The organism is Kineococcus mangrovi (genome assembly GCF_041320705.1).
Taxonomy (GTDB): domain Bacteria; phylum Actinomycetota; class Actinomycetes; order Actinomycetales; family Kineococcaceae; genus Kineococcus; species Kineococcus mangrovi.
In genome coordinates this window covers 278,836-301,157 of the sequence record NZ_JBGGTQ010000004.1, presented here as the reverse complement: position 1 = coordinate 301,157, position 22,322 = coordinate 278,836, and the positions used below count along the sequence as shown (strand labels likewise).

Below are 22,322 nucleotides of genomic sequence, written 5' to 3'. Positions count from 1 at the left end.
TCACTTACCAGCCTTTCCGACCTTGCGGCGGATCTGCTCGCCGGCGTAGCGCACGCCCTTGCCCTTGTACGGGTCGGGCTTGCGGAGCTTGCGGATGTTCGCGGCGACCTCGCCGACCTGCTGCTTGTCGATGCCGGCCACGGAGAACCTGGTGTTGTTCTCCACGGCGAAGGTGATGCCGGCCGGCGCCTTGACGACGACCGGGTGGCTGTAGCCGAGCGCGAACTCGAGGTCGGAGCCCTTGGCCGTGACGCGGTACCCCGTGCCGACGATCTCGAGCTTCTTCTCGTAGCCGTTCGTCACACCCTCGACCATGTTCGAGAGGAGGGTGCGGGTCAGGCCGTGCAGCGAGCGCGAGGTGCGCTCGTCGTCGGGACGGGTGACCGACAGGGCCCCGTCCTCGGTGCGCTCCACCGCGATGGGGGAGGCGACGGTGTGGTTCAGCTCGCCCTTGGGGCCCTTGACCGTGACGGCGGAACCGTCGATGGTCACGTCCACGCCCGAGGGGACGGTGATCGGGAGTCGACCGATGCGCGACATGAGTTCTCCTCCCTCACCAGACGTAGGCGAGGACTTCCCCACCCACGCCCTTCTTGTTGGCCTGCTTGTCGGTCAGCAGCCCCGAGGACGTGGACAGGATCGCCACGCCGAGGCCACCGAGCACGCGGGGCAGGTTCGTCGACTTCGCGTAGACCCGCAGACCGGGCTTGCTCACGCGGCGCAGGCCGGCGATCGCACGTTCACGGTTCGGGCCGAACTTCAGGTTCAGCGTGAGCTTCTTGCCCACCTCGGCGTCCTCGACGGTCCAGGAGGCGATGTACCCCTCGGCCTGGAGGATGTCGGCGATGTGGGACTTCAGCTTGCTGTACGGCATCTGGACGGTGTCGTGGTACGCCGAGTTGGCGTTCCGCAGACGCGTCAGCATGTCCGCGATGGGGTCGGTCATCGTCATCGGGCTCGTCCGCCCTTCCTCGCCGCGGTTTCCGTGCCTCGCCGTGCGGGCCGGACCTTCGGCGTCTCAGTGATCAGGGTCGTGAAGGAGTAGGAGGTCACCAGCTGCTCTTGGTCACACCGGGCAGCTCGCCGCGGTGCGCCATCTCGCGCACGCAGACGCGGCACAGGCCGAACTTGCGGTACACGGCGTGCGGGCGACCGCAACGCTGGCAGCGGGTGTAGGCGCGCACCTTGAACTTCGGCTTGCGCGCGGCCTTGTGGATCAGAGCGGTCTTCGCCACGGTCAGTTCTCCTTGAAGGGGAAGCCCAGAGCACGCAGCAGCGCACGGCCTTCGTCGTCGGTCTTCGCCGTCGTCACGACCGTGATGTCCATCCCTCGGACGCGGTCGATCCTGTCCTGGTCGATCTCGTGGAACATCGACTGCTCGGTGAGACCGAAGGTGTAGTTGCCGTTGCCGTCGAACTGCTTCGGCGACAGCCCGCGGAAGTCGCGGATGCGCGGCAGCGCGAGCGACAGCAGACGGTCCAGGAACTCCCACATCCGGTCCCCGCGCAGGGTGGTGTGGCAGCCGATCGGCATGCCCTCGCGCAGCTTGAACTGCGCGATGGACTTGCGGGCCTTGGTGATCTGCGGCTTCTGGCCGGTGATGGCCATGAGGTCGCGGACGGCGCCGTCGATCAGCTTGGAGTCACGCGCGGCCTCGCCGACACCCATGTTCACCACGACCTTGACCAGGCCGGGGATCTGCATGACGTTCGGGTACGAGAACTGCGTGTTCAGCTGACCCTTGATCTCTTCGCGGTAGCGCTGCTTCAGACGAGGCAGGGCGGGCGCTTCAGTGGTGGTGGTCATCAGATGTCCTTGCCGGAACGCTTGGCGACGCGGATGCGGTTCGTCTTGGTGCGACCGTCGCGCTCGACCTTCTCCTCGCGGATGCCGACGCGGGTCGGCTTCTTGGTCTCCGGGTCGACGAGCTGCACGTTGCTGATGTGGATGGGGGCCTCGCGCTCGACGATGCCGCCCTCCACACCCGGACGGGCCTTGGTGTGGCGCTTGATGCGGTTCACACCCTCGACCAGGACGCGCTGGGTCTCGGCGTTGACCTCGAGGACCTTGCCCTGCTTGCCGAGGTCGGACGTCTTGGTGCCGTCCTCGTTCTTGCGACCGCGGACGCGGGTGATGACCTGGACCAGGTCACCCTTCTTGATGCGCAGCTTCGGCGTCTTCGCACTCATCTTCACAGCACCTCCGGCGCCAGCGAGATGATCCGCATGAACTTCTTCTCACGCAGCTCGCGACCGACGGGCCCGAAGATGCGGGTACCGCGCGGGTCGCCGTCAGCGCGGAGGATCACCGCGGCGTTCTCGTCGAAACGGATGTACGAACCGTCGGCACGCCGACGCTCCTTCTTGGTGCGGACGATGACGGCCTTGACCACATCGCCCTTCTTGACGTTCCCGCCGGGGATGGCGTCCTTGACCGTGGCCACGATCACGTCACCGATGCCGGCGTAGCGGCGGCCGGAGCCGCCGAGCACGCGGATGCAAAGGATCTCCTTGGCACCCGTGTTGTCGGCGACCTTGAGCCGCGACTCCTGCTGGATCACTCTCTACTCCTTCGTCGCGCCGGTTCTCGACCACCCGCGTGGGGGCGAGCCTGGCCGAACGGACATGGAATCTGGGGGCGGGCCGCACGTGCGGCCCGCCCTCGGTCGAACGCGTCCGAGGACGCGTGCGTCACTTCGCGCGTTCGAGGACCTCGACGACGCGCCAACGCTTGGTCGCCGACAGCGGCCGGGTCTCGGCGATGAGGACGAGGTCCCCCACGCCGGCCGTCTCGACCTCGTCGTGCGCCTTGACCTTCGTCGTGCGGCGGATGACCTTGGCGTAGAGCGGGTGCTTCACGCGGTCCTCGACCTCGACGACGACGGTCTTCTGCATCTTGTCGCTGACGACGTACCCGCGACGCGTCTTGCGGTAGCCGCGCTCGGTGGTCGCCTGGGACGACACGGTGGTGTCCTGCTCGCTCACTTCGCAGCCTCCTTCGTGATCGGCGCCTCGGTGATGCCGAGCTCGCGCTCGCGCATCGTCGTGTAGATGCGGGCGATGTCCCGCTTGACGGCCTTCAGCCGCGAGTTGTTCTCGAGCTGACCGGTGGCGGACTGGAAGCGCAGGTTGAACAGCTCTTCCTTTGCCTTCTTCAGCTCGTCGACCAGCTTCGCGTCGTCGAACTCACGCAGCTCGTCGGCGCTCAGGCCCTTGGTCCCGATGGCCAACTCACTCACCACCTTCGCGGCGCACGATCTTGCACTTGACGGGCAGCTTGTGGATGGCGCGGGTGAGCGCTTCCGCAGCGACCTTCTCGTTGGGGAACGACAGCTCGAACATGACGCGTCCGGGCTTGACGTTCGCGATCCACCACTCCGGCGAACCCTTCCCGGAACCCATGCGGGTCTCGGCGGGCTTCTTCGTCAGCGGCCGGTCCGGGTAGATGTTGATCCAGACCTTGCCGCCACGACGGATGTGGCGGGTGATGGCGATACGGGCCGACTCGATCTGCCGGTTGGTGACGTAGCCACCTTCGACGGCCTGGATCCCGTACTCACCGAACGTGACGCGGGTGCCGCCGGTCGCCGCACCACGGCGCGTGGGGTGGTGCTGCTTGCGGTGCTTGACTCGCCGTGGGATGAGCACGACTCAGGCCTCCGTTCCGGTGCTGGCCGGGGCCGCAGCGGGAGCAGCCTCGGCTGCCGGCTGCTGCTCGGCGGTGGGGCGACGACGCCCGCGGCTCTCACCGCGGTCACCGCGCTCACCGCGACGCGGCGCGCGCGGGGCGGCGGCCTGCGACTGGGCGAGCTCACGGCTGGTGACGTCACCGTGGTAGATCCAGACCTTCACGCCGATGCGACCGAAGGTGGTGCGGGCCTCGTAGAACCCGTAGTCGATGTTCGCGCGCAGCGTGTGCAGCGGCACCCGACCCTCGCGGTAGAACTCCGAGCGGCTCATCTCGGCGCCGCCGAGACGGCCGGCGCACTGCACCCGGATGCCCTTGGCGCCCGAGCGGAGCGACGTCTGCATCCCCTTGCGCATGGCGCGACGGAACGAGACGCGGCTCGCGAGCTGCTCGGCGATGCCCTGGGCGACCAGCTGGGCGTCGGTCTCGGGGTTCTTGACCTCGAGGATATTCAGCTGGACCTGCTTGCCCGTGAGCTTCTCGAGCTCGCCGCGGATGCGGTCGGCCTCCGCGCCGCGACGGCCGATGACGATGCCCGGCCGGGCGGTGTGGATGTCGACGCGCACGCGGTCGCGGGTGCGCTCGATCTCGACCTTGGAGATGCCGGCGCGCTCCATGCCCTTGGACATGAGGCGGCGGATCGCGACGTCCTCCTTGACGTAGTCGGCGTAGCGCTGACCGGTCTTGGTGGAGTCGGCGAACCAACGGCTCTTGTGGTCCGTGGTGATGCCCAGCCGGAACCCGTGCGGGTTGACCTTCTGTCCCATCAGCGGGTCCTCCTCGTCTTCTTGGCGCCGGCGACGGCGGGGGCCACGACCACGGTGATGTGGCTCGTGCGCTTCAGGATGCGTCCGGCGCGGCCCTGGGCCCGCGGACGGAAGCGCTTCATGGTCGGACCCTCGTCGACGTGGATCGCCTTCACGACGTACTCGTTCGGGTCGAACGCCTCGGAGTGCTTGTCCGCGAGGAACTTCGCGTTCGCGATGGCGCTCTCGACGAGCTTGCGCACGGGCTCGGCCGCCGCCTGCGGGGCGAACGAGAGCACGGCGACGGCTTCGGTGGCCTGCTTGCCCCGGACGAGGTCGACGACTCGGCGCGCCTTCTGGGGCGTGACGCGGAGGTGCCGCGTCTGCGCCTTGGCTTCCATCCCTGTCCTGCTTCCTGGTTTCGGTCTCGAAAGGTTGTGTCGCGTGAGCCGGTGGCTCAGCGGCGACGACCCTTGCGGTCGTCCTTCTCGTGGCCCTTGAACGTCCGCGTGGCGGCGAACTCGCCGAGCTTGTGCCCCACCATCGACTCGGTGACGAAGACGGGGACGTGCTTGCGGCCGTCGTGCACCGCGAACGTGTGACCCAGGAAGTCCGGCGTGATGACCGAACGGCGGGACCACGTCTTGATGACGTTGTGCGTACCGGCCTCGTTCTGCGCGTCCACCTTCTTCTGGAGGTGGTCGTCGATGAACGGGCCCTTCTTCAAGCTGCGAGGCATGGCTCTAGCTCCCTATCAGCGCTTCTTGCCGGTGCGGCGGCGACGGACGATGAGCTTGTCGCTCTCCTTGCCCGGACGCCGCGTACGGCCCTCAGGCTTGCCCCAGGGGCTGACGGGGTGACGCCCACCGGACGTCTTCCCCTCACCACCACCGTGCGGGTGGTCGATCGGGTTCATGGCGACACCGCGGACGGTCGGGCGCTTGCCCTTCCAGCGCATGCGGCCGGCCTTGCCCCAGTTGATGTTCGACTGCTCGGCGTTGCCGACCTCACCGATCGTCGCGCGGCAGCGGACGTCGACGTTGCGGATCTCGCCGGACGGCATGCGCAGCTGCGCGTACCGGCCCTCGCGGGCCACCAGCTGGACGCTCGCGCCCGCGGAGCGGGCGATCTTGGCGCCGCCACCGGGACGGATCTCGATGGCGTGGACGACCGTACCCACCGGGATGTTGCGCAGCGGCAGGTTGTTGCCCGGCTTGATGTCGGCCTCGGGGCCGTTCTCGATCCGGTCACCCTGCTTCAGCTTCGCGGGGGCGATGATGTAGCGCTTCTCGCCGTCCACGTAGTGCAGCAGCGCGATGCGCGCGGTGCGGTTCGGGTCGTACTCGATGTGCGCGACCTTGGCGACGACGCCGTCCTTGTCGTGGCGACGGAAGTCGATGACGCGGTACGCGCGCTTGTGGCCACCGCCGATGTGGCGGGTCGTGATGCGCCCGGACGAGTTGCGGCCACCGGTCTTGGACAGCGGGCGGACGAGCGACTTCTCCGGCTCGCTCCGCGTGATCTCGACGAAGTCGGCGACGGACGAGCCACGGCGGCCCGGCGTCGTCGGCTTGTACTTGCGGATTCCCATTGCAGCGTTTCCTCGGGTTCGAAGGTGTCTACGGCAGTCGTGCGAGCCCTACCGGGCTCAGGCGACCGAGCCGCCGAAGATGTCGATCGTGCCCTCGCGCAACGTCACGATGGCCCGCTTGGTGTCCTTGCGCTTGCCCGTACCGAACCGGGTGCGACGGCTCTTGCCCTGACGGTTCGCGGTGTTCACCGCGGAGACCTTGACGCCGAAGACCTTCTCGACCGCGATCTTGATCTCGGTCTTGTTGGCCCGCGGGTCCACCAGGAACGTGTACTTGCCCTCGTCGATGAGCCCGTAGCTCTTCTCCGAGACGACCGGCGCGAGCAGGATGTCGCGCGGGTCCTTCTGGGTTCCGCCGAGCGCGCTCACAGGGTGCTCCCTTCGGACTCCGCCGCCACCGCGGTCGCGCTGCGACCCTTGCGCGGGCCGGCGACGAAGGCGTCGAGGGCCGCGCGGGTGAAGACGACGTCGTCGCTCTTCAGAACGTCGTAGGTGTTGAGCTGGTCGGCCGGCAGGACGTGCACGTTGTCGAGGTTGCGCAGGGACTTCTGCGAGACCTCGTCGTCGCGGGTCAGGACGACCAGCACGTTCTTGCGGCCGGACAGCGTCGCGATGAGCGTGCGCGCCGTCTTGGTCGAGGGGACCTCGCCGGCGGCCAGGCCCTCGACGACGTGCAGCCGGTCGTGGCGCACCCGGTCGGAGAGGGCACCGCGCAGGGCGGCGGCCTTCATCTTCTTGGGGGTGCGCTGGGAGTAGTCGCGCGGCTGGGGACCGTGCACGGTGCCACCACCGGTGAACTGCGGGGCGCGCAGCGAACCCTGGCGGGCGCGGCCGGTGCCCTTCTGCTTGTACGGCTTCTTGCCGCCACCGCGGACCTCGCCCCGCGTCTTCGTCGCGTGGGTGCCCTGGCGGGCCGCGGCGAGCTGGGCGGTGACGACCTGGTGGATCAGGGCGACGTTCGCCTGGCGGGCGAAGTGCTCGGCCGGCAGCTCGACGGTGCCGTTGGTGCCACCGTCAGCCGTCCGCAGCGGGACGGTGACGTTCTCGGTGGCGTGAGTTTCGGTCGACATCTGGCTCAGGCCTCCTTCACGCGCGCCTTGGAGGCGCTCTTGACGAGCACGAGCCCGCCGCGGGGACCGGGGATCGCGCCCGTGATGAGCAGCAGACCCTTCTCCGCGTCGATGGCCTGCACGGTCAGGTTCTGGGTCGTCTGGCGGGCAGCACCCATGCGCCCGGCCATCCGCATGCCCTTGAACACGCGGCCGGGGGTGGCGCAGCCGCCGATGGACCCCGGCTTGCGGTGGTTGCGGTGCGCACCGTGGGAGGCGCCGACGCCGGAGAAGCCGTGACGCTTCATGACCCCGGCGAAGCCCTTGCCCTTGGTGGTGCCGACCACGTCGACGGTCGTGCCGGTCTCGAAGACCTCGGCGGTGACCTCCTGACCGAGCTGGTACTCACCGGCGTCGGTCGTGCGCAGCTCCACCAGGTGACGGCGAGGCGCGACGTCCGCCTTCGCGAAGTGGCCGGCAGCGGGCTTGTTGGCCTTGCGCTGCGCGATCGCCGTGGTGGCCAGCTGGACGGCTTCGTAGCCGTCGGTGGTAGTGGTGCGGATCTGGGTGACGACGTTCGGCTCGACCTTGACGACGGTCACCGGGACGACGCGGTTGTCCGCGTCCCACAGCTGCGTCATGCCGAGCTTGGTGCCGAGCACCCCTCGCACTTGCCTGTCGCTCATCGTGTGCAGTCCCTCAGAGCTTGATCTCGATGTCGACCCCGGCCGGCAGGTCGAGCCGCATGAGCGAGTCGACGGTCTTCGGCGTCGGGTCGATGATGTCGATGAGACGCTTGTGCGTCCGCATCTCGAAGTGCTCGCGGCTGTCCTTGTACTTGTGCGGCGAGCGGATGACGCAGTAGACGTTCTTCTCGGTCGGCAGCGGCACGGGCCCTGCGACCGAAGCACCAGTGCGGGTCACCGTGTCGACGATCTTGCGCGCCGAGCTGTCGATGACCTCGTGGTCGTAGGCCTTGAGCCTGATGCGGATCTTCTGTCCCGCCATGGCGTCGTCTGACTCTCTCTCTTCGTACCGCTACTGACTCGCGCGCGGCGCGGAGCCCCGTGTGGTGAGGCCCCGACCCCCGAGGTCGGGCGTGTCGCGCTTTCGCACGTTCTGCACCCTCACCCGGTTGCCCGGTGTGGTCCTGTCGTCCTGTTCAGGTTGCCCTGGAGGTCCAGGTGAACCGTTCGCCGCCCGTCCGAGACGTTCGACGTTCGCGGTTGCGGGCCGGTGCTCTGACCCGGTCCCCGGATCGGGTGGAATCGTGATCCAGGCGCGGTCCAGCGGCGCAGCAACCCCGACAGTGTGCCAGACGGAGGCGTCCCTTGGCGAATCGAGCAGCGGCGTACCGGTGCTGGGCGGCTCGCCCACGACGAAGGGGCGGGTCCAGGAGGACCCGCCCCTTCGCGTGGCGAGCGTTCCGCCGCGGGGGATCACTCCCCCGCGGCGGCTCGACTCACTTGATGATCTTCGTGACCCGACCGGCGCCGACGGTGCGGCCACCCTCACGGATCGCGAACTTCAGACCCTCTTCCATCGCGATGGGCTGGATGAGGTCGACCTTCATCTCGGTGTTGTCACCGGGCATGACCATCTCGGTGCCCTCGGGCAGCGAGACGACGCCCGTGACGTCGGTCGTCCGGAAGTAGAACTGCGGACGGTAGTTGTTGTAGAAGGGCGTGTGACGGCCACCCTCGTCCTTGGACAGGATGTAGGCCTGACCCTCGAACTCGGTGTGCGGGGTGATCGAGTTCGGCTTGGTCACGACCTGGCCGCGCTCGACGTCGTCACGCTTGAGACCACGCAGCAGCAGGGCGGCGTTGTCGCCGGCCTGGCCGGAGTCCAGCATCTTGTTGAACATCTCGATGCTGGTGACGGTGGTCTTCGAGGACGTCGGCTTGATGCCGACGATCTCGACCTCCTGGTTGACGTTCAGGACACCGCGCTCGATGCGGCCGGTCACGACGGTGCCGCGGCCGGTGATCGTGAAGACGTCCTCGATCGGCATGAGGAAGGGCTGGTCGACGGCGCGCTCGGGCTCGGGGATCGCGGTGTCGACCGCGTTCATGAGCTCCATGAGCTTGTCGCCCCACTCGGCGTCGCCCTCGAGGGCCTTGAGCGCGGAGACGCGGACCACGGGGACGTCGTCGCCCGGGAACTCGTAGGACGAGAGGAGCTCACGCACCTCCATCTCGACGAGCTCGAGGAGCTCCTCGTCCTCGACCATGTCGGCCTTGTTCAGCGCGACGACGATGTAGGGGACGCCGACCTGGCGGGCCAGGATGACGTGCTCCTTCGTCTGCGGCATCGGGCCGTCGGTGGCCGCGACCACGAGGATGGCGCCGTCCATCTGCGCCGCACCCGTGATCATGTTCTTGATGTAGTCCGCGTGACCCGGGCAGTCGACGTGGGCGTAGTGACGCGCCTCGGTCTGGTACTCGACGTGAGCGATCGAGATCGTGATGCCGCGCTGACGCTCTTCAGGGGCCTTGTCGATCTGGTCGAACGCCGAAGCCTTGTTGAGCTCCGGGAACTTGTCGTGCAGCACGCGGGTGATCGCCGCGGTCAACGTCGTCTTCCCGTGGTCGATGTGACCGATCGTGCCGATGTTGACGTGCGGCTTGGTCCGCTCGAACTTCGCCTTCGCCACTGGGGGTCCTCCTCGGACTGTCGTTTCTTCCCGACCCGGTTCTCAACGGGTGGGTGGGTGACCTGGCTGGTCACTGGCCCACACGGCGGTGGTCCAGGGGTCGTGCCGTGGGGAAGCGGTCTGCTGGCAACGGCTTCGCGGACCGCTCCCCCGGGTGTGTCAGGAGCGGGTCACTCCCCGCGGACCTTCTTCACGATCTCGTCCGCGACGTTGCGCGGCACCTCGGCGTAGTTCTGGAACTGCATCGAGTAGACCGCGCGGCCCTGGGTCTTGGACCGGAGGTCCCCGACGTAGCCGAACATCTCCGACAGCGGGACGGCGGCCTTGACGAGCTTGGCCCCGCTGACGTCCTCCATGGACTCGATCTGCCCACGGCGGGAGTTCAGGTCGCCGATGACTTCGCCCATGTAGTCGGCGGGCGTGCGCACCTCGACGGCCATGACCGGCTCGAGCAGCACGGGCTGCGCCTTGCGGACAGCCTCGCGCAGGACCATCTTGCCGGCGATCTTGAAGGCCATCTCGGACGAGTCGACGTCGTGCGCCGCACCGTCGACGAGGGAGGCCTTGATGCCGACCAGCGGGTAGCCGGCGACGACACCTTCCTGCATGGCCTCCTGGATCCCGTTGTCCACCGAGGGGATGTACTCGCGCGGCACACGACCACCGGTGACGGCGTTGACGAACTCGTAGAACGTCCCGTCGGTGGTGTCCAGGGGCTCGATCGAGACCTGGACCTTCGCGTACTGGCCGGACCCACCCGTCTGCTTCTTGTGGGTGTAGTCCTCCTTGAGCACCGCCCGGCGGATGGTCTCGCGGTAGGCGACCTGCGGCTTGCCGACGTTGGCCTCGACCTTGAACTCGCGCTTCATGCGGTCCACGAGGATGTCGAGGTGGAGCTCGCCCATCCCCTTGATGATGGTCTGGCCGGTCTCCTGGTCGAGCTCGACCTGGAAGGTCGGGTCCTCCTCGGCCAGGCGCTGGATCGCGGTGCCCAGCTTCTCCTGGTCGCCCTTCGTCTTCGGCTCGATGGCGACCGAGATGACGGGCTCGGGGAAGGTCATCGACTCGAGGACGACCTGCTGCGCCGGGTCGGACAACGTGTCGCCCGTCGTCGTCTCCTTCAGGCCGATCATCGCGTAGATGTGGCCCGCGCGAGCCTCGTCGACCGGGTTCTCCTTGTTGGAGTGCATCTGGAAGAGCTTCCCGATGCGCTCCTTCTTGCCCTTGGTCGAGTTCACGACCTGCGAGCCGGCGGAGACGACGCCCGAGTAGACGCGCACGTAGGTGAGCTTCCCGAAGAACGGGTGCGCCGCGACCTTGAACGCCAGGGCGGAGAACGGCTCGGTGGAGTCCGGCTTGCGCAAGATCTCGACCGACTCGTCGCCGACCTTGTGGCCGATCATCGGCTTCACGTCGAGCGGGGAGGGCAGGTAGTCCAGGACCGCGTCGAGCATGGGCTGCACGCCCTTGTTCTTGAACGCGGAGCCGCAGAAGATCGGGTAGACCTCGCTGGCGATCGTGAGCTTGCGGACGGCCGCCTTGATCTCCTCGGGGGAGATCTCCTCGCCGCCCAGGTACTTCTCGAGCAGCGCCTCGTCGGTCTCGGCGACGCGCTCGAGCAGCTTGGTGCGGTACTCCTCGGCCGTCTCCTGCAGCTCGGCCGGGATGTCCTCCTTCTCGTACGCCTCGCCCTTGGCGGTGTCGCCGCGCCAGGTCAGCGCGCGCATGTACACCAGGTCGACGACGCCGAGGAAGTCGTTCTCGGCCCCGATCGGGATCTGCATGACCAGCGGCTCGGCGCCGAGGCGCTCGACGATGGTCTTCACCGTGAAGTAGAAGTCGGCGCCCAGCTTGTCCATCTTGTTGACGAAGCAGATGCGCGGGACGTCGTACTTGTCCGCCTGCCGCCACACGGTCTCGGACTGGGGCTCGACACCCTCCTTGCCGTCGAAGACGGCGACAGCACCGTCGAGGACGCGCAGGGACCGCTCGACCTCGACCGTGAAGTCGACGTGGCCGGGCGTGTCGATGATGTTGATCTGGGTGCCTTCCCAGAAGCAGGTGGTGGCGGCGGAGGTGATGGTGATCCCCCGCTCCTGCTCCTGCTCCATCCAGTCCATCGTGGCCGCGCCGTCGTGGACCTCGCCGATCTTGTAGTTGATCCCCGTGTAGAAGAGGATCCGCTCCGTCGTCGTGGTCTTGCCGGCGTCGATGTGCGCCATGATGCCGATGTTGCGGACCTTGGTCAGGTCCGTCAGCACGTCCTGTGCCACGGTTTACTGCCTCTTCCCTGGGATCGAGGGGGTGGAACGGCGAGCGCAGCTCACCGCCGGGGTCACCAGCGGTAGTGCGCGAAGGCCCGGTTCGACTCGGCCATCTTGTGCGTGTCCTCGCGGCGCTTCACCGCGGCACCGAGACCGTTCGAGGCGTCGAGGATCTCGTTGAGCAGACGCTCGGTCATCGTCTTCTCGCGGCGCTGCCGGGCGTAGCCGACGAGCCAGCGCAGGGCCAGCGTCGTGGAACGGCTCGGGCGCACCTCGATGGGCACCTGGTAAGTCGAGCCGCCGACGCGGCGGGACTTGACCTCGATCGCGGGCTTGACGTTGTCGAGCGCACGCTTCAGCACGACGACGGGGTCGCCACCGGTCTTGTCGCGGGCACCCTCGAGGGCGCCGTACACGATCGACTCGGCGACGGACTTCTTGCCGTCGAGGAGGATCTTGTTGACGAGCTGCGTCACCAGCGGGGACTGGTAGACGGGGTCCACCACGAGGGGACGCTTGGGTGCGGGGCCCTTGCGCGGCATGTCAGCTCTTCTCCTTCTTCGCGCCGTAGCGGCTGCGCGCCTGCTTGCGGTTCTTCACGCCCTGCGTGTCGAGCGACCCGCGGACGATCTTGTAGCGGACACCCGGCAGGTCCTTCACGCGGCCACCGCGGACCAGGACCATCGAGTGCTCCTGCAGGTTGTGACCCACGCCGGGGATGTAGGCCGTGACCTCGATGCCGCTGGTCAGCTTCACGCGAGCGACCTTGCGCAGCGCCGAGTTCGGCTTCTTCGGCGTCGTGGTGTACACGCGCGTGCACACGCCACGGCGCTGCGGGCTGCCCTTGAGGGCGGGCGTCTTGGTCTTGACGACCTTGTCCTCCCGGCCCTTGCGGACCAGCTGCTGGATGGTGGGCACCCTGTCTCCGTCTGTCTCGATCTGGTGGTTCGGCTGTCCTGGGAACGCGCCGCCCGTCGTGGGCTGGCGCTCGACCCCCGCCGACCCACGAGGTCGGGCGTGTCGTTCGGTCGAGGTCCCGCAGGAGTGACGTCCTGTCACCTGGTCGCGGGCGCGCTCGTGTCAAGCGGACACGAGACTACCCGCGCTGTTGCTGAGTGGTCAAAACGGGCGCACACCGGCGGTGAGGGCCCGCGAGGGGGCCGCCCCCTCCCCCGGCGAGGGAGGAGGGGGCGGCCCGGACCGGCGTCAGCGGTAGTCGCTGCTGCCGTAGTCGAACTCCTCCAGCGGCACGGCCTGGCCGGAGCCCACGCCGAACTGCGCGTAGTCGACGTCGTCGTAGCCGGGCACCGAGTACATCTGCGCCTTGGCCTCCTCGGTCGGCTCGACCCGGATGTTGCGGTAGCGGGGCAGCCCCGTGCCGGCCGGGATGAGCTTGCCGATGATGACGTTCTCCTTGAGCCCGAGCAGGGGGTCGCTCTTGCCCTCCATGGCCGCGTTGGTCAGGACGCGGGTCGTCTCCTGGAAGGAGGCGGCGGACAGCCACGAGTCGGTCGCGAGCGACGCCTTCGTGATCCCCATGAGCTCCGGGCGGCCGGAGGACGGCTGACCGCCCTCGGCCATGACCCGGCGGTTCTCCTCCTCGAAGCGCGCGCGCTCGACGAGTTCCCCGGGCAGCAGCTCGGAGCCGTTCTGCTCGATGATCGTCACCCGCTTGAGCATCTGGCGGACGATGACCTCGATGTGCTTGTCGTGGATCGACACGCCCTGGGAGCGGTAGACCTCCTGCACCTCGTCGACCAGGTGCATCTGCACCCGGCGCGGACCGAGGATCCGCAGCACCTGCTTCGGGTCGACCGCACCCTGGACGAGCTTCTGCCCGACCTCGACGTGCGTGCCGTCCTCGACGAGGAGGCGCTGACGACGCGTGACGGGGTACTCGACCTCCTCGGCGCCGTCGTCGGGGGTGACGACGATCTTGCGGCCCTTGTCGGTCTCCTCGATCCGGGCACGGCCCGCGACCTCGGAGATCGGCGCGTTCCCCTTCGGGGTGCGGGCCTCGAACAGCTCGACCACGCGCGGCAGACCGTGCGTGATGTCACCGGACTCGGACGCGGCACCACCGGTGTGGAAGGTGCGCATCGTCAGCTGGGTGCCGGGCTCACCGATCGACTGCGCGGCGACGATCCCGACGGCCTCACCGATGTCGACGAGCTTGCCCGACGCCAGCGAGCGGCCGTAGCAGTGCGCGCAGGTCCCGACGCGGGACTCGCAGGTCAGCACCGAGCGCACCTTGACCGACTCCACGCCCTGGGCGACGAGGGCGTCGATGACGACGTCCCCGAGGTCCGCCCCGGCCGCGAGCACGACCTCGCCGCCCGCGAGGACGTCCGTCGCCAGCGTGCGGGCGTAGACGCTCGTCTCGACGTCGTCGTGGCGGCGCAGGGTGCCGTCGGCACCCTTCTCCGCGATCGGCATCGACAGGCCGCGGACGGTGCCGCAGTCCTCCTCGCGCACGATGACGTCCTGCGAGACGTCCACGAGACGACGGGTGAGGTACCCGGAGTCGGCGGTCCGCAGCGCGGTGTCCGCCAGCCCCTTGCGGGCGCCGTGCGTGGTGATGAAGAACTCACCCACGGTCAGGCCCTCGCGGAACGAGGCCTTGACCGGACGCGGGATGATCTCGCCCTTCGGGTTGGCCATGAGGCCGCGCATCCCGGCGAGCTGACGCATCTGCATCCAGTTGCCTCGCGCACCCGAGCTCACCATGCGGTGGATCGTGTTGTGCTGCGGCATGGCCTGCTCGAGGTCCTTGGCGACGTCGTTCGTGGCCTGCGTCCAGATCTCGATGAGCTCCTGGCGGCGCTCGTCGTCGGTGATCAGACCACGTTCGTACTGCTGCTGGACCTTCTCGGCCTTGGCCTCGTAGGTCTCGAGGATCGCCAGCTTGTTCGGCGGCGCCACGACGTCGGCGATGGACACGGTGGTGCCCGAGCGGGTGGCCCAGCGGAAGCCGGCCTCCTTCAGGGCGTCCAGCGCGGCCGCGACCTGGACCTTGGGGTACTTCTCGGCCAGCTCGTTGACGATCGCGGACAGGTGCTTCTTGTCCACGGCCGTGTTCACGTACCGGAAGTCCAGCGGCAGCGTCTCGTTGAAGAGCGCGCGACCCAGCGTCGTCTCGACGGTCAGGTCCTCCCCGGCCGTCCAGTCCTCGGGCACCGTCCAGCCCTCGGCCGGCACGACGCCCTGCAGGCGGATGCGCACCTTGGCGTTGAGGTGCAGCTGCTGCGCGTCGAACGCCATGATCGCCTCGGCGAGCGAGGAGAACACGCGGCCGACGCCCTCGACGTCGTCCCGGTCGGCGGTCAGGTGGTACAGCCCGATGATCATGTCCTGGGTGGGCATGGTCACCGGACGGCCGTCCGCCGGCTTGAGGATGTTGTTCGAGGACAGCATGAGGATGCGGGCCTCGGCCTGCGCCTCCGCGCTCAGCGGCACGTGCACGGCCATCTGGTCGCCGTCGAAGTCCGCGTTGAACGCGGTGCAGACGAGCGGGTGGATCTGGATGGCCTTGCCCTCGACCAGCTGGGGCTCGAAGGCCTGGATGCCGAGGCGGTGCAGGGTGGGCGCGCGGTTGAGCAGCACGGGGTGCTCGGTGATGACCTCGGACAGGACGTCCCAGACCACCGGGCGGGCGCGCTCGACCATGCGCTTGGCCGACTTGATGTTCTGCGCGTGCGACAGGTCCACGAGCCGCTTCATGACGAAGGGCTTGAAGAGCTCCAGGGCCATCTGCTTGGGCAGACCGCACTGGTGCAGCTTCAACTGCGGGCCGACGACGATGACCGAACGGCCCGAGTAGTCGACGCGCTTGCCGAGCAGGTTCTGGCGGAACCGGCCCTGCTTGCCCTTGAGCATGTCGGACAGCGACTTCAGCGGGCGGTTGCCCGGACCCGTCACCGGCCGGCCGCGACGGCCGTTGTCGAACAGCGCGTCGACGGCCTCCTGCAGCATGCGCTTCTCGTTGTTCACGATGATCTCGGGAGCCCCGAGGTCCAGGAGGCGCTTCAACCGGTTGTTGCGGTTGATGACGCGGCGGTACAGGTCGTTGAGGTCGGACGTCGCGAAGCGGCCGCCGTCGAGCTGCACCATCGGGCGCAGGTCCGGCGGGATGACCGGGACGCAGTCCAGGACCATGCCGTCGGGCGAGTTGCGCGTGGTGAGGAACGCCGAGACGACCTTGAGGCGCTTGAGGGCACGCGTCTTGCGCTGGCCCTTGCCCGTCGCGATGGTCTCGCGCAGGGACTCGGCCTCGGCCTCCAGGTCGAAGCTCTGGAGGCGCTTCTGCAGCGCCGCCGCGCCCATGCCGCCCTCGAAGTACATGCCGAAGCGCTCGCGCATCGCGCGGTAGAGCACCTCGTCACCCTCGAGGTCCTGGACCTTGAGCGTGCGGAAGCGGTCCCAGATCGTCGTCAGGCGGTCGATCTCGGTGTCGGCGCGACGGCGGATCTGGGCCATCTCGCGCTCGGCGGACTCGCGCACCTTGCGGCGCACGTCCGACTTCGCGCCCTCGGCCTCGAGCTCGGCCAGGTCGGTCTCGAGCGTCTTGGCGCGAGCGTCGACGTCGGCGTCGCGACGGTTCTCGACCTCGCGCTTCTCGACCTCGATCTGGGCCTCGAGCGAGGAGAAGTCGCGCTGGCGACCCTCGTCGTCGACCCACGTGATCATGTAGGCGGCGAAGTAGATGACCTTCTCGAGGTCCTTGGGGGCCAGGTCGAGCAGGTAGCCCAGCCGGCTCGGGACGCCCTTGAAGTACCAGATGTGCGTGACGGGGGCGGCGAGCTCGATGTGCCCCATGCGCTCACGACGGACCTTGGCCCGCGTGACCTCGACACCGCAGCGCTCGCAGATGATGCCCTTGAAGCGGACGCGCTTGTACTTGCCGCAGTAGCACTCCCAGTCCCGGGTGGGACCGAAGATCTTCTCGCAGAAGAGCCCGTCCTTCTCCGGCTTCAGGGTGCGGTAGTTGATGGTCTCCGGCTTCTTGACCTCACCGTGCGACCACGTGCGGATGTCGTCCGCGGTGGCCAGCCCGATGCGCAGCTCGTCGAAGAAGTTGACGTCGAGCAACGTGATCTTCTTTCTCTAGGTTCTTCCGAGGTCTGACTGATCCGAGGAACCCCCGGTGGGGGGCTCCGTTGTCCGGCCGGGGGCGGGTGGGGGCGCTCCCCCACCCGCTCCTCCGTCAGACCTCTTCGACGCTGCTCGGCTCGCGCCGCGCCAGGTCGATGCCCAGCTCCTCGGCCGCCCGGAAGACGTCCTCGTCGCTGTCGCGCATCTCGATCGCCATGCCGTCCGAGGAGAGGACCTCCACGTTCAGGCACAGCGACTGCATCTCCTTGATGAGCACCTTGAAGGACTCGGGGATGCCCGGCTCGGGGATGTTCTCGCCCTTGACGATGGCCTCGTAGACCTTCACGCGGCCCAGGACGTCGTCGGACTTGATCGTGAGCAGCTCCTGCAGGGCGTAGGCGGCGCCGTAGGCCTCCAGGGCCCAGACCTCCATCTCGCCGAAGCGCTGACCACCGAACTGCGCCTTACCACCGAGCGGCTGCTGGGTGATCATCGAGTACGGACCGGTCGAGCGGGCGTGGATCTTGTCGTCGACCAGGTGGTGCAGCTTCAGGATGTACATGTAGCCGACCGAGACCGGGTCCGGGAACGGCTCCCCGGAGCGGCCGTCGAACAGCCGCGCCTTGCCGTCGCCCTGGACGAGGCGGTCGCCGTCGCGCGTCTTGAGCGTGGAGCTCAGCAGCCCGGTGATCTCCTCCTCGCGGGCACCGTCGAAGACGGGCGTCGCGATGCGGGAACCGGCCGGGGCCGACCGGATCTCCTCGGGGATGAGCTCGGCCCAGTCCGGCTGGCCCTCGATCTCCCAGCCGCGGCTGGCGATCCAGCCCAGGTGCAGCTCCAGGACCTGACCGACGTTCATCCGGCTCGGCACGCCGAGGGGGTTGAGGATGACGTCGACCGGGGTGCCGTCCTCGAGGAACGGCATGTCCTCCACGGGCAGGATCTTGGAGATGACGCCCTTGTTGCCGTGGCGGCCGGCGAGCTTGTCACCGTCGGTGATCTTGCGCTTGTTGGCCACGTAGACGCGCACCAGCTGGTTCACGCCCGGGGGCAGCTCGTCGCCCTCGTCGCGGTCGAAGACCTTGACGCCGATGACGGTGCCGGTCTCGCCGTGGGGGACCTTGAGGGAGGTGTCGCGGACCTCGCGGGCCTTCTCGCCGAAGATGGCGCGCAGCAGGCGCTCCTCCGGGGTCAGCTCGGTCTCGCCCTTGGGCGTGACCTTGCCGACGAGCAGGTCGCCGTCGCGGACCTCGGCGCCGATGCGGATGATCCCGCGCTCGTCGAGGTCGGCCAGCACCTCCTCGGCCACGTTCGGGATGTCCCGCGTGATCTCCTCGGGGCCCAGCTTGGTGTCGCGGGCGTCGACCTCGTGCTCCTCGATGTGGATCGAGGACAGGACGTCGTCCTGCACGAGGCGCTGCGACAGGATGATCGCGTCCTCGTAGTTGTGGCCCTCCCACGGCATGAACGCGACCATGAGGTTGCGGCCCAGGGCCATCTCGCCACCGTCGGTGGACGGACCGTCGGCGAGGACGGTGCCGACCTCGACGCGGGCGCCCTCCTCGACGACGACCTGCTGGTTGTACGCGGTGCCGTGGTTGGAGCGGCGGAACTTCGCGACCTTGTAGCTGGTCGTGGAGCCGTCGTCGTTGGACACGGTGATGAGGTCGGCCGACACCTCGGTGGCGACACCGGCCTTGGTCGCGACGACGACGTCACCGGCGTCGACGGCGGCACGGAACTCCATGCCGGTGCCGACGAGCGGGGCCTCGGTCTTGACCAGCGGCACCGCCTGGCGCTGCATGTTCGCGCCCATCAGCGCGCGGTTCGCGTCGTCGTGCTCGAGGAACGGGATCATCGCGGTCGCCACGGAGACCATCTGCCGGGCGGCGACGTCCATGTAGTCGACGTCGGAGTTCGGGACGAACTCCGTCTCACCACCCTTGGCGCGCACCAGGACGCGGGCCTCGGCGAAGGAGCCGTCCGCGTTCAGCGGCGCGTTCGCCTGGGCGATGACGAAGGAGTCCTCCTCGTCCGCCGTCAGGTAGTCGACGTCGTCGGAGACCTTGCCGTCGACGATCTTGCGGTACGGCGTCTCGATGAAGCCGAACGGGTTGATGCGCCCGTAGGAGGACAGCGACCCGATGAGACCGATGTTCGGGCCCTCGGGGGTCTCGATCGGGCACATGCGGCCGTAGTGCGACGGGTGGACGTCGCGGACCTCCATGCCGGCGCGCTCGCGGGACAGACCGCCCGGACCCAGCGCGGACAGGCGGCGCTTGTGGGTCAGACCCGCGAGCGGGTTGGTCTGGTCCATGAACTGCGACAGCTGGCTCGTCCCGAAGAACTCCTTGATGGAGGCCACGACGGGACGGATGTTGATGAGCGTCTGGGGCGTGATGGCCTCGACGTCCTGCGTGGTCATGCGCTCGCGCACGACGCGCTCCATCCGGGACAGGCCCGTGCGGACCTGGTTCTGGATGAGCTCGCCGACGCTGCGCAGGCGGCGGTTGCCGAAGTGGTCGATGTCGTCGACCTCGACGCGGACGTCGACCGGCTGCCCGCCCCGCACACCCGGCATCGAGACCTCGCCGGCGTGCAGCTTCACGAGGAACTTGATGGTGCGCACGATGTCGTCGACCGAGAGCACGCTGGAGCTCAGCGGCTCCTCCATGCCCAGCTTCTTGTTCACCTTGTAGCGACCGACCTTGGCGAGGTCGTAGCGCTTGGGGTTGAAGTAGAGGTTGTCGAGCAGGTTGCGCGCGGCCTCCTGCGTCGGCGGCTCGCCCGGGCGCAGCTTGCGGTAGATGTCGAGCAGCGCGTCCTCGACGCCGGAGGTGTGGTCCTTCTCCAGCGTGGAGATCATCGACTCGTAGTCGGCGAACTCCTCGCGGATCTGGGACTCGCTCCAGCCCAGGGCCTTCATGAGGACCGTGACGGACTGCTTGCGCTTGCGGTCGACGCGGACGCCGACGGTGTCGCGCTTGTCGATCTCGAACTCGAGCCAGGCACCGCGGGACGGGATGATCTTCGCCGTCCAGGTGTCGCGGTCGGACGTCTTGTCCGGGACGCGCTCGAAGTAGATGCCGGGCGAGCGGACGAGCTGCGACACCACGACGCGCTCGGTGCCGTTGATGACGAAGGTCCCGCGGTCGGTCATGAGCGGGAAGTCGCCCATGAAGACCGTCTGGGACTTGATCTCGCCGGTGTTGCCGTTGATGAACTCCGCCGTGACGAACAGCGGGGCGGCGTAGGTGAGGTCGCGCTCCTTGCAGTCGTCGAGCGAGTACTTCGGCGGCTCGAACCGGTGGTCGCGGAACGACAGCGACATGGAGCCGGAGAAGTCCTCGATCGGCGAGATCTCCTCGAAGATCTCCTCCAGACCGGAGGTCGTCGGGACGGCGAGGCCACCGTTGGTGGACGCCTCCACCCGGTCCTGCCAGCGCTTGTTGCCGAGCAGCCAGTCGAAGCTGTCGGTCTGCAGCGCCAGGAGGTCGGGGACCTCAAGCGGTTCGTGGATCTTGCCGAAGGAGTACCGTCCGGAGACGGTGCGCGGCGACTGGTTGCCGACGACGGTGGTGCCGGTGCTGTTCGGTGCGGACGCTGGACGCGAGGCAGCCAAGAGGGGTCCTTCCACGGGCCTGCGAACGTTGCGCGCTCCCCGCCCCACTCGGTCGTTCCCACGGCGACGACCGGCCATATGACTTTGGGCAGCGCAAAACAGCACCATAGCGTGCGCAGGCGCGCAAGTCCAACCCCGGCTCGCGGTGAACCGGGCCGGACCCCTGGCGAACCCACGACGTCGGTGTCGTTGCGGTGCCAGGATCAGGGACGACCGGTGACGAGGATGCTCCGCCGTGCCGGTCGCGTCAAGGCGACTCCCCGGGGTGTGGACGGGACGTCACCCGGACGCCGCTCCCCCGGGAGCGGCCGGGAACGCACGAGGGCGGCCGGACGAGTCGTCCGGCCGCCCTCGCGGCGTGGTGCGCCCCGGTCAGACCGGGGCGGGCATCACTTGAGCTCGACGGTGGCGCCGGCGCCCTCGAGCTGCGCCTTCGCCTTCTCGGCGGTGTCCTTGTTGACCTTCTCGAGGATGGGCTTGGGGGCACCGTCGACGAGGTCCTTGGCCTCCTTGAGGCCGAGGGAGGTCAGCGCGCGGACCTCCTTGATGACGCCGATCTTCTTGTCACCGGCGGCGGCGAGGATGACGTCGAACTCGTCCTTCTCGTCCTCGGGCTCGGCGACGGGGCCACCGCCGCCGCCCGGGCCCGCGATCGCCACGGGGGCGGCGGCGGTGACGTCGAAGGTCTCCTCGAACTGCTTCACGAACTCGGAGAGCTCGATGAGGGTGAGCTCCTTGAACGCGTCGATGAGCTCTTCGGTGCTGAGCTTCGCCATGGTGGCGGTCCTTCCTGTGCTGGGGTGATCCGCAGGTGTGCGCCTGCGGGCGGGTGGTGTGGTCGTGCTCCGCGGCCGCGCTCAGGCGGCTTCGGAACCGGCCTGCTTCTCCCGCAACGCTTCCACGGTGCGGACGGTCTTCGACAGCGGCGCCTGGAACAGCGACGCGGCCTTGGACTGGGACGCCTTGAGGACACCGGCGACCTTGGCCAGGAGGACCTCGCGGCTCTCCAGGTCGGCCAGGGCCGTGACCTCAGCGGCGCTGATGGCGCGACCGTCGAGCATGCCGCTCTTGACGATCAGCTGGGGGTTGGCCCTCGCGAAGTCACGCAGACCCTTGGCCGCCTCCACCGGGTCACCGGTGATGAAGGCGATCGCGGAGGGGCCGGACAGCTGCCCCTCGAAAGCCGTGACGCCGGCTTCCTTCGCGGCGATGCTGGTCAGCGTGTTCTTGAGGACCGCGTAGGTCGTGTCAGGACCCAGCGCCCGGCGCAGGTTGGTGATCTGCGCGACGGACAACCCCCGGTACTCGGTGAGCACGGCGGCGTTGGACGCCTCGAACAGGGCCGTGATCTCCTTCACGGCCGCGATGTTCCTGGGCTTCGGCACGGGTGCCCTCCTTCCTTCGTCTCGGGGGAGCCGGTCGGGCCCTGGACGCACGAAACGCCCCGGCGCAGGCGCGGCACGGGGCGTCGAAGGTCGGAACTCTCGAAGCTCTTGCTCACCTGCGCAGGTCGCCCGTGTGCACGGGGCCTTCGGCCGCTCCCCGGAGGAGGCGGCGACCGGCGGTCTTCGGTACCCCACCAGCGTACACGCCGCCGCGGGGTGGTCCCGACCAC

General features: G+C 68.4%; 25 protein-coding genes. All 25 read right to left on the bottom strand.

What is annotated here, in order from left to right:
• The 25 genes from rplF to rplJ all read right to left on the bottom strand — a co-directional run bounded on the left by rplF (nt 1) and on the right by rplJ (nt 22,092).
• On the bottom strand, nt 1-540 hold the full coding sequence (gene rplF, locus AB2L28_RS10320; protein ID WP_370718656.1) for a 50S ribosomal protein L6: 540 nt from the start codon (nt 538-540) through the stop codon (nt 1-3).
• A gap of 13 nt (nt 541-553) precedes the next feature.
• Nucleotides 554-952, bottom strand: a complete 399-nt coding sequence (rpsH, locus tag AB2L28_RS10315) for a 30S ribosomal protein S8 (protein ID WP_370718655.1) — start codon at nt 950-952, stop codon at nt 554-556.
• Between the two features lie 97 nt (nt 953-1,049).
• On the bottom strand, nt 1,050-1,235 hold the full coding sequence (locus AB2L28_RS10310; RefSeq protein ID WP_366172902.1) for a type Z 30S ribosomal protein S14: 186 nt from the start codon (nt 1,233-1,235) through the stop codon (nt 1,050-1,052).
• 2 nt (nt 1,236-1,237) lie between these two features.
• Nucleotides 1,238-1,807 (bottom strand): 50S ribosomal protein L5, encoded by a 570-nt coding sequence (gene rplE / locus AB2L28_RS10305; RefSeq protein WP_370718654.1) that lies wholly within the window; start codon nt 1,805-1,807, stop codon nt 1,238-1,240.
• On the bottom strand, nt 1,807-2,190 hold the full coding sequence (gene rplX, locus AB2L28_RS10300) for a 50S ribosomal protein L24 (protein WP_366172906.1): 384 nt from the start codon (nt 2,188-2,190) through the stop codon (nt 1,807-1,809). The genes rplE and rplX overlap by 1 nt, the downstream gene beginning before the upstream one ends.
• 2 nt (nt 2,191-2,192) lie before the next feature.
• Entirely contained in the window at nt 2,193-2,561 is a 369-nt protein-coding gene (gene rplN, locus AB2L28_RS10295) for a 50S ribosomal protein L14 (RefSeq protein WP_012084971.1), read from the bottom strand.
• A 130-nt stretch (nt 2,562-2,691) separates the two neighbouring features.
• Nucleotides 2,692-2,985, bottom strand: coding sequence for a 30S ribosomal protein S17 (gene rpsQ, locus AB2L28_RS10290; protein WP_370718653.1), 294 nt, complete (start codon nt 2,983-2,985; stop codon nt 2,692-2,694).
• Nucleotides 2,982-3,230, bottom strand: a complete 249-nt coding sequence (gene rpmC / locus AB2L28_RS10285) for a 50S ribosomal protein L29 (RefSeq protein WP_370441320.1) — start codon at nt 3,228-3,230, stop codon at nt 2,982-2,984. Before rpmC ends, rpsQ begins: the two co-directional genes overlap by 4 nt.
• A gap of 1 nt (nt 3,231) precedes the next feature.
• Nucleotides 3,232-3,648, bottom strand: coding sequence for a 50S ribosomal protein L16 (gene rplP / locus AB2L28_RS10280; protein WP_370718652.1), 417 nt, complete (start codon nt 3,646-3,648; stop codon nt 3,232-3,234).
• A gap of 3 nt (nt 3,649-3,651) precedes the next feature.
• Nucleotides 3,652-4,455, bottom strand: a complete 804-nt coding sequence (rpsC, locus tag AB2L28_RS10275) for a 30S ribosomal protein S3 (RefSeq protein ID WP_370718651.1) — start codon at nt 4,453-4,455, stop codon at nt 3,652-3,654.
• Nucleotides 4,455-4,835 carry a 50S ribosomal protein L22 gene (gene rplV, locus AB2L28_RS10270; protein WP_366172914.1) on the bottom strand — a complete coding sequence of 127 codons (381 nt, stop codon included), beginning with the start codon at nt 4,833-4,835 and terminating at the stop codon, nt 4,455-4,457. The genes rpsC and rplV overlap by 1 nt, the downstream gene beginning before the upstream one ends.
• 56 nt (nt 4,836-4,891) lie before the next feature.
• Nucleotides 4,892-5,173, bottom strand: a complete 282-nt coding sequence (rpsS, locus tag AB2L28_RS10265; protein ID WP_367636833.1) for a 30S ribosomal protein S19 — start codon at nt 5,171-5,173, stop codon at nt 4,892-4,894.
• Between the two features lie 15 nt (nt 5,174-5,188).
• Complete coding sequence (gene rplB / locus AB2L28_RS10260; RefSeq protein ID WP_370718650.1) at nt 5,189-6,025, bottom strand: 50S ribosomal protein L2; 837 nt, start codon at nt 6,023-6,025, stop codon at nt 5,189-5,191.
• A gap of 57 nt (nt 6,026-6,082) precedes the next feature.
• Nucleotides 6,083-6,394 (bottom strand): 50S ribosomal protein L23, encoded by a 312-nt coding sequence (rplW, locus tag AB2L28_RS10255; protein ID WP_370441233.1) that lies wholly within the window; start codon nt 6,392-6,394, stop codon nt 6,083-6,085.
• Nucleotides 6,391-7,095, bottom strand: a complete 705-nt coding sequence (gene rplD / locus AB2L28_RS10250) for a 50S ribosomal protein L4 (protein WP_370718649.1) — start codon at nt 7,093-7,095, stop codon at nt 6,391-6,393. Before rplD ends, rplW begins: the two co-directional genes overlap by 4 nt.
• A gap of 5 nt (nt 7,096-7,100) precedes the next feature.
• On the bottom strand, nt 7,101-7,760 hold the full coding sequence (gene rplC, locus AB2L28_RS10245) for a 50S ribosomal protein L3 (protein ID WP_367636830.1): 660 nt from the start codon (nt 7,758-7,760) through the stop codon (nt 7,101-7,103).
• 13 nt (nt 7,761-7,773) lie between these two features.
• Nucleotides 7,774-8,082: a 30S ribosomal protein S10 gene (rpsJ, locus tag AB2L28_RS10240; RefSeq protein ID WP_012084982.1), complete on the bottom strand. Its 309-nt coding sequence runs from the start codon at nt 8,080-8,082 to the stop codon at nt 7,774-7,776.
• A gap of 454 nt (nt 8,083-8,536) precedes the next feature.
• The gene (gene tuf / locus AB2L28_RS10235; RefSeq protein WP_370718648.1) at nt 8,537-9,730 is read right to left on the bottom strand and encodes an elongation factor Tu; all 1,194 of its coding nucleotides are present in this window, start codon (nt 9,728-9,730) and stop codon (nt 8,537-8,539) included.
• A gap of 170 nt (nt 9,731-9,900) precedes the next feature.
• A complete protein-coding gene (gene fusA / locus AB2L28_RS10230; RefSeq protein ID WP_370718647.1) occupies nt 9,901-12,003 on the bottom strand; it encodes an elongation factor G in 2,103 nt (700 codons plus the stop codon).
• Between the two features lie 62 nt (nt 12,004-12,065).
• Nucleotides 12,066-12,536: a 30S ribosomal protein S7 gene (gene rpsG, locus AB2L28_RS10225; protein ID WP_106209636.1), complete on the bottom strand. Its 471-nt coding sequence runs from the start codon at nt 12,534-12,536 to the stop codon at nt 12,066-12,068.
• Between the two features lies 1 nt (nt 12,537).
• The gene (gene rpsL / locus AB2L28_RS10220; protein WP_012084987.1) at nt 12,538-12,912 is read right to left on the bottom strand and encodes a 30S ribosomal protein S12; all 375 of its coding nucleotides are present in this window, start codon (nt 12,910-12,912) and stop codon (nt 12,538-12,540) included.
• 288 nt (nt 12,913-13,200) lie between these two features.
• A complete protein-coding gene (locus AB2L28_RS10215; protein WP_370718646.1) occupies nt 13,201-17,082 on the bottom strand; it encodes a DNA-directed RNA polymerase subunit beta' in 3,882 nt (1,293 codons plus the stop codon).
• Nucleotides 17,083-17,197: 115 nt separating this feature from the next.
• Entirely contained in the window at nt 17,198-20,707 is a 3,510-nt protein-coding gene (rpoB, locus tag AB2L28_RS10210; protein WP_370718645.1) for a DNA-directed RNA polymerase subunit beta, read from the bottom strand.
• A gap of 389 nt (nt 20,708-21,096) precedes the next feature.
• On the bottom strand, nt 21,097-21,483 hold the full coding sequence (gene rplL, locus AB2L28_RS10205) for a 50S ribosomal protein L7/L12 (RefSeq protein ID WP_370718644.1): 387 nt from the start codon (nt 21,481-21,483) through the stop codon (nt 21,097-21,099).
• An 81-nt stretch (nt 21,484-21,564) separates the two neighbouring features.
• On the bottom strand, nt 21,565-22,092 hold the full coding sequence (rplJ, locus tag AB2L28_RS10200; RefSeq protein ID WP_370718643.1) for a 50S ribosomal protein L10: 528 nt from the start codon (nt 22,090-22,092) through the stop codon (nt 21,565-21,567).
• Between the last annotated feature and the right edge of the window lie 230 nt (nt 22,093-22,322).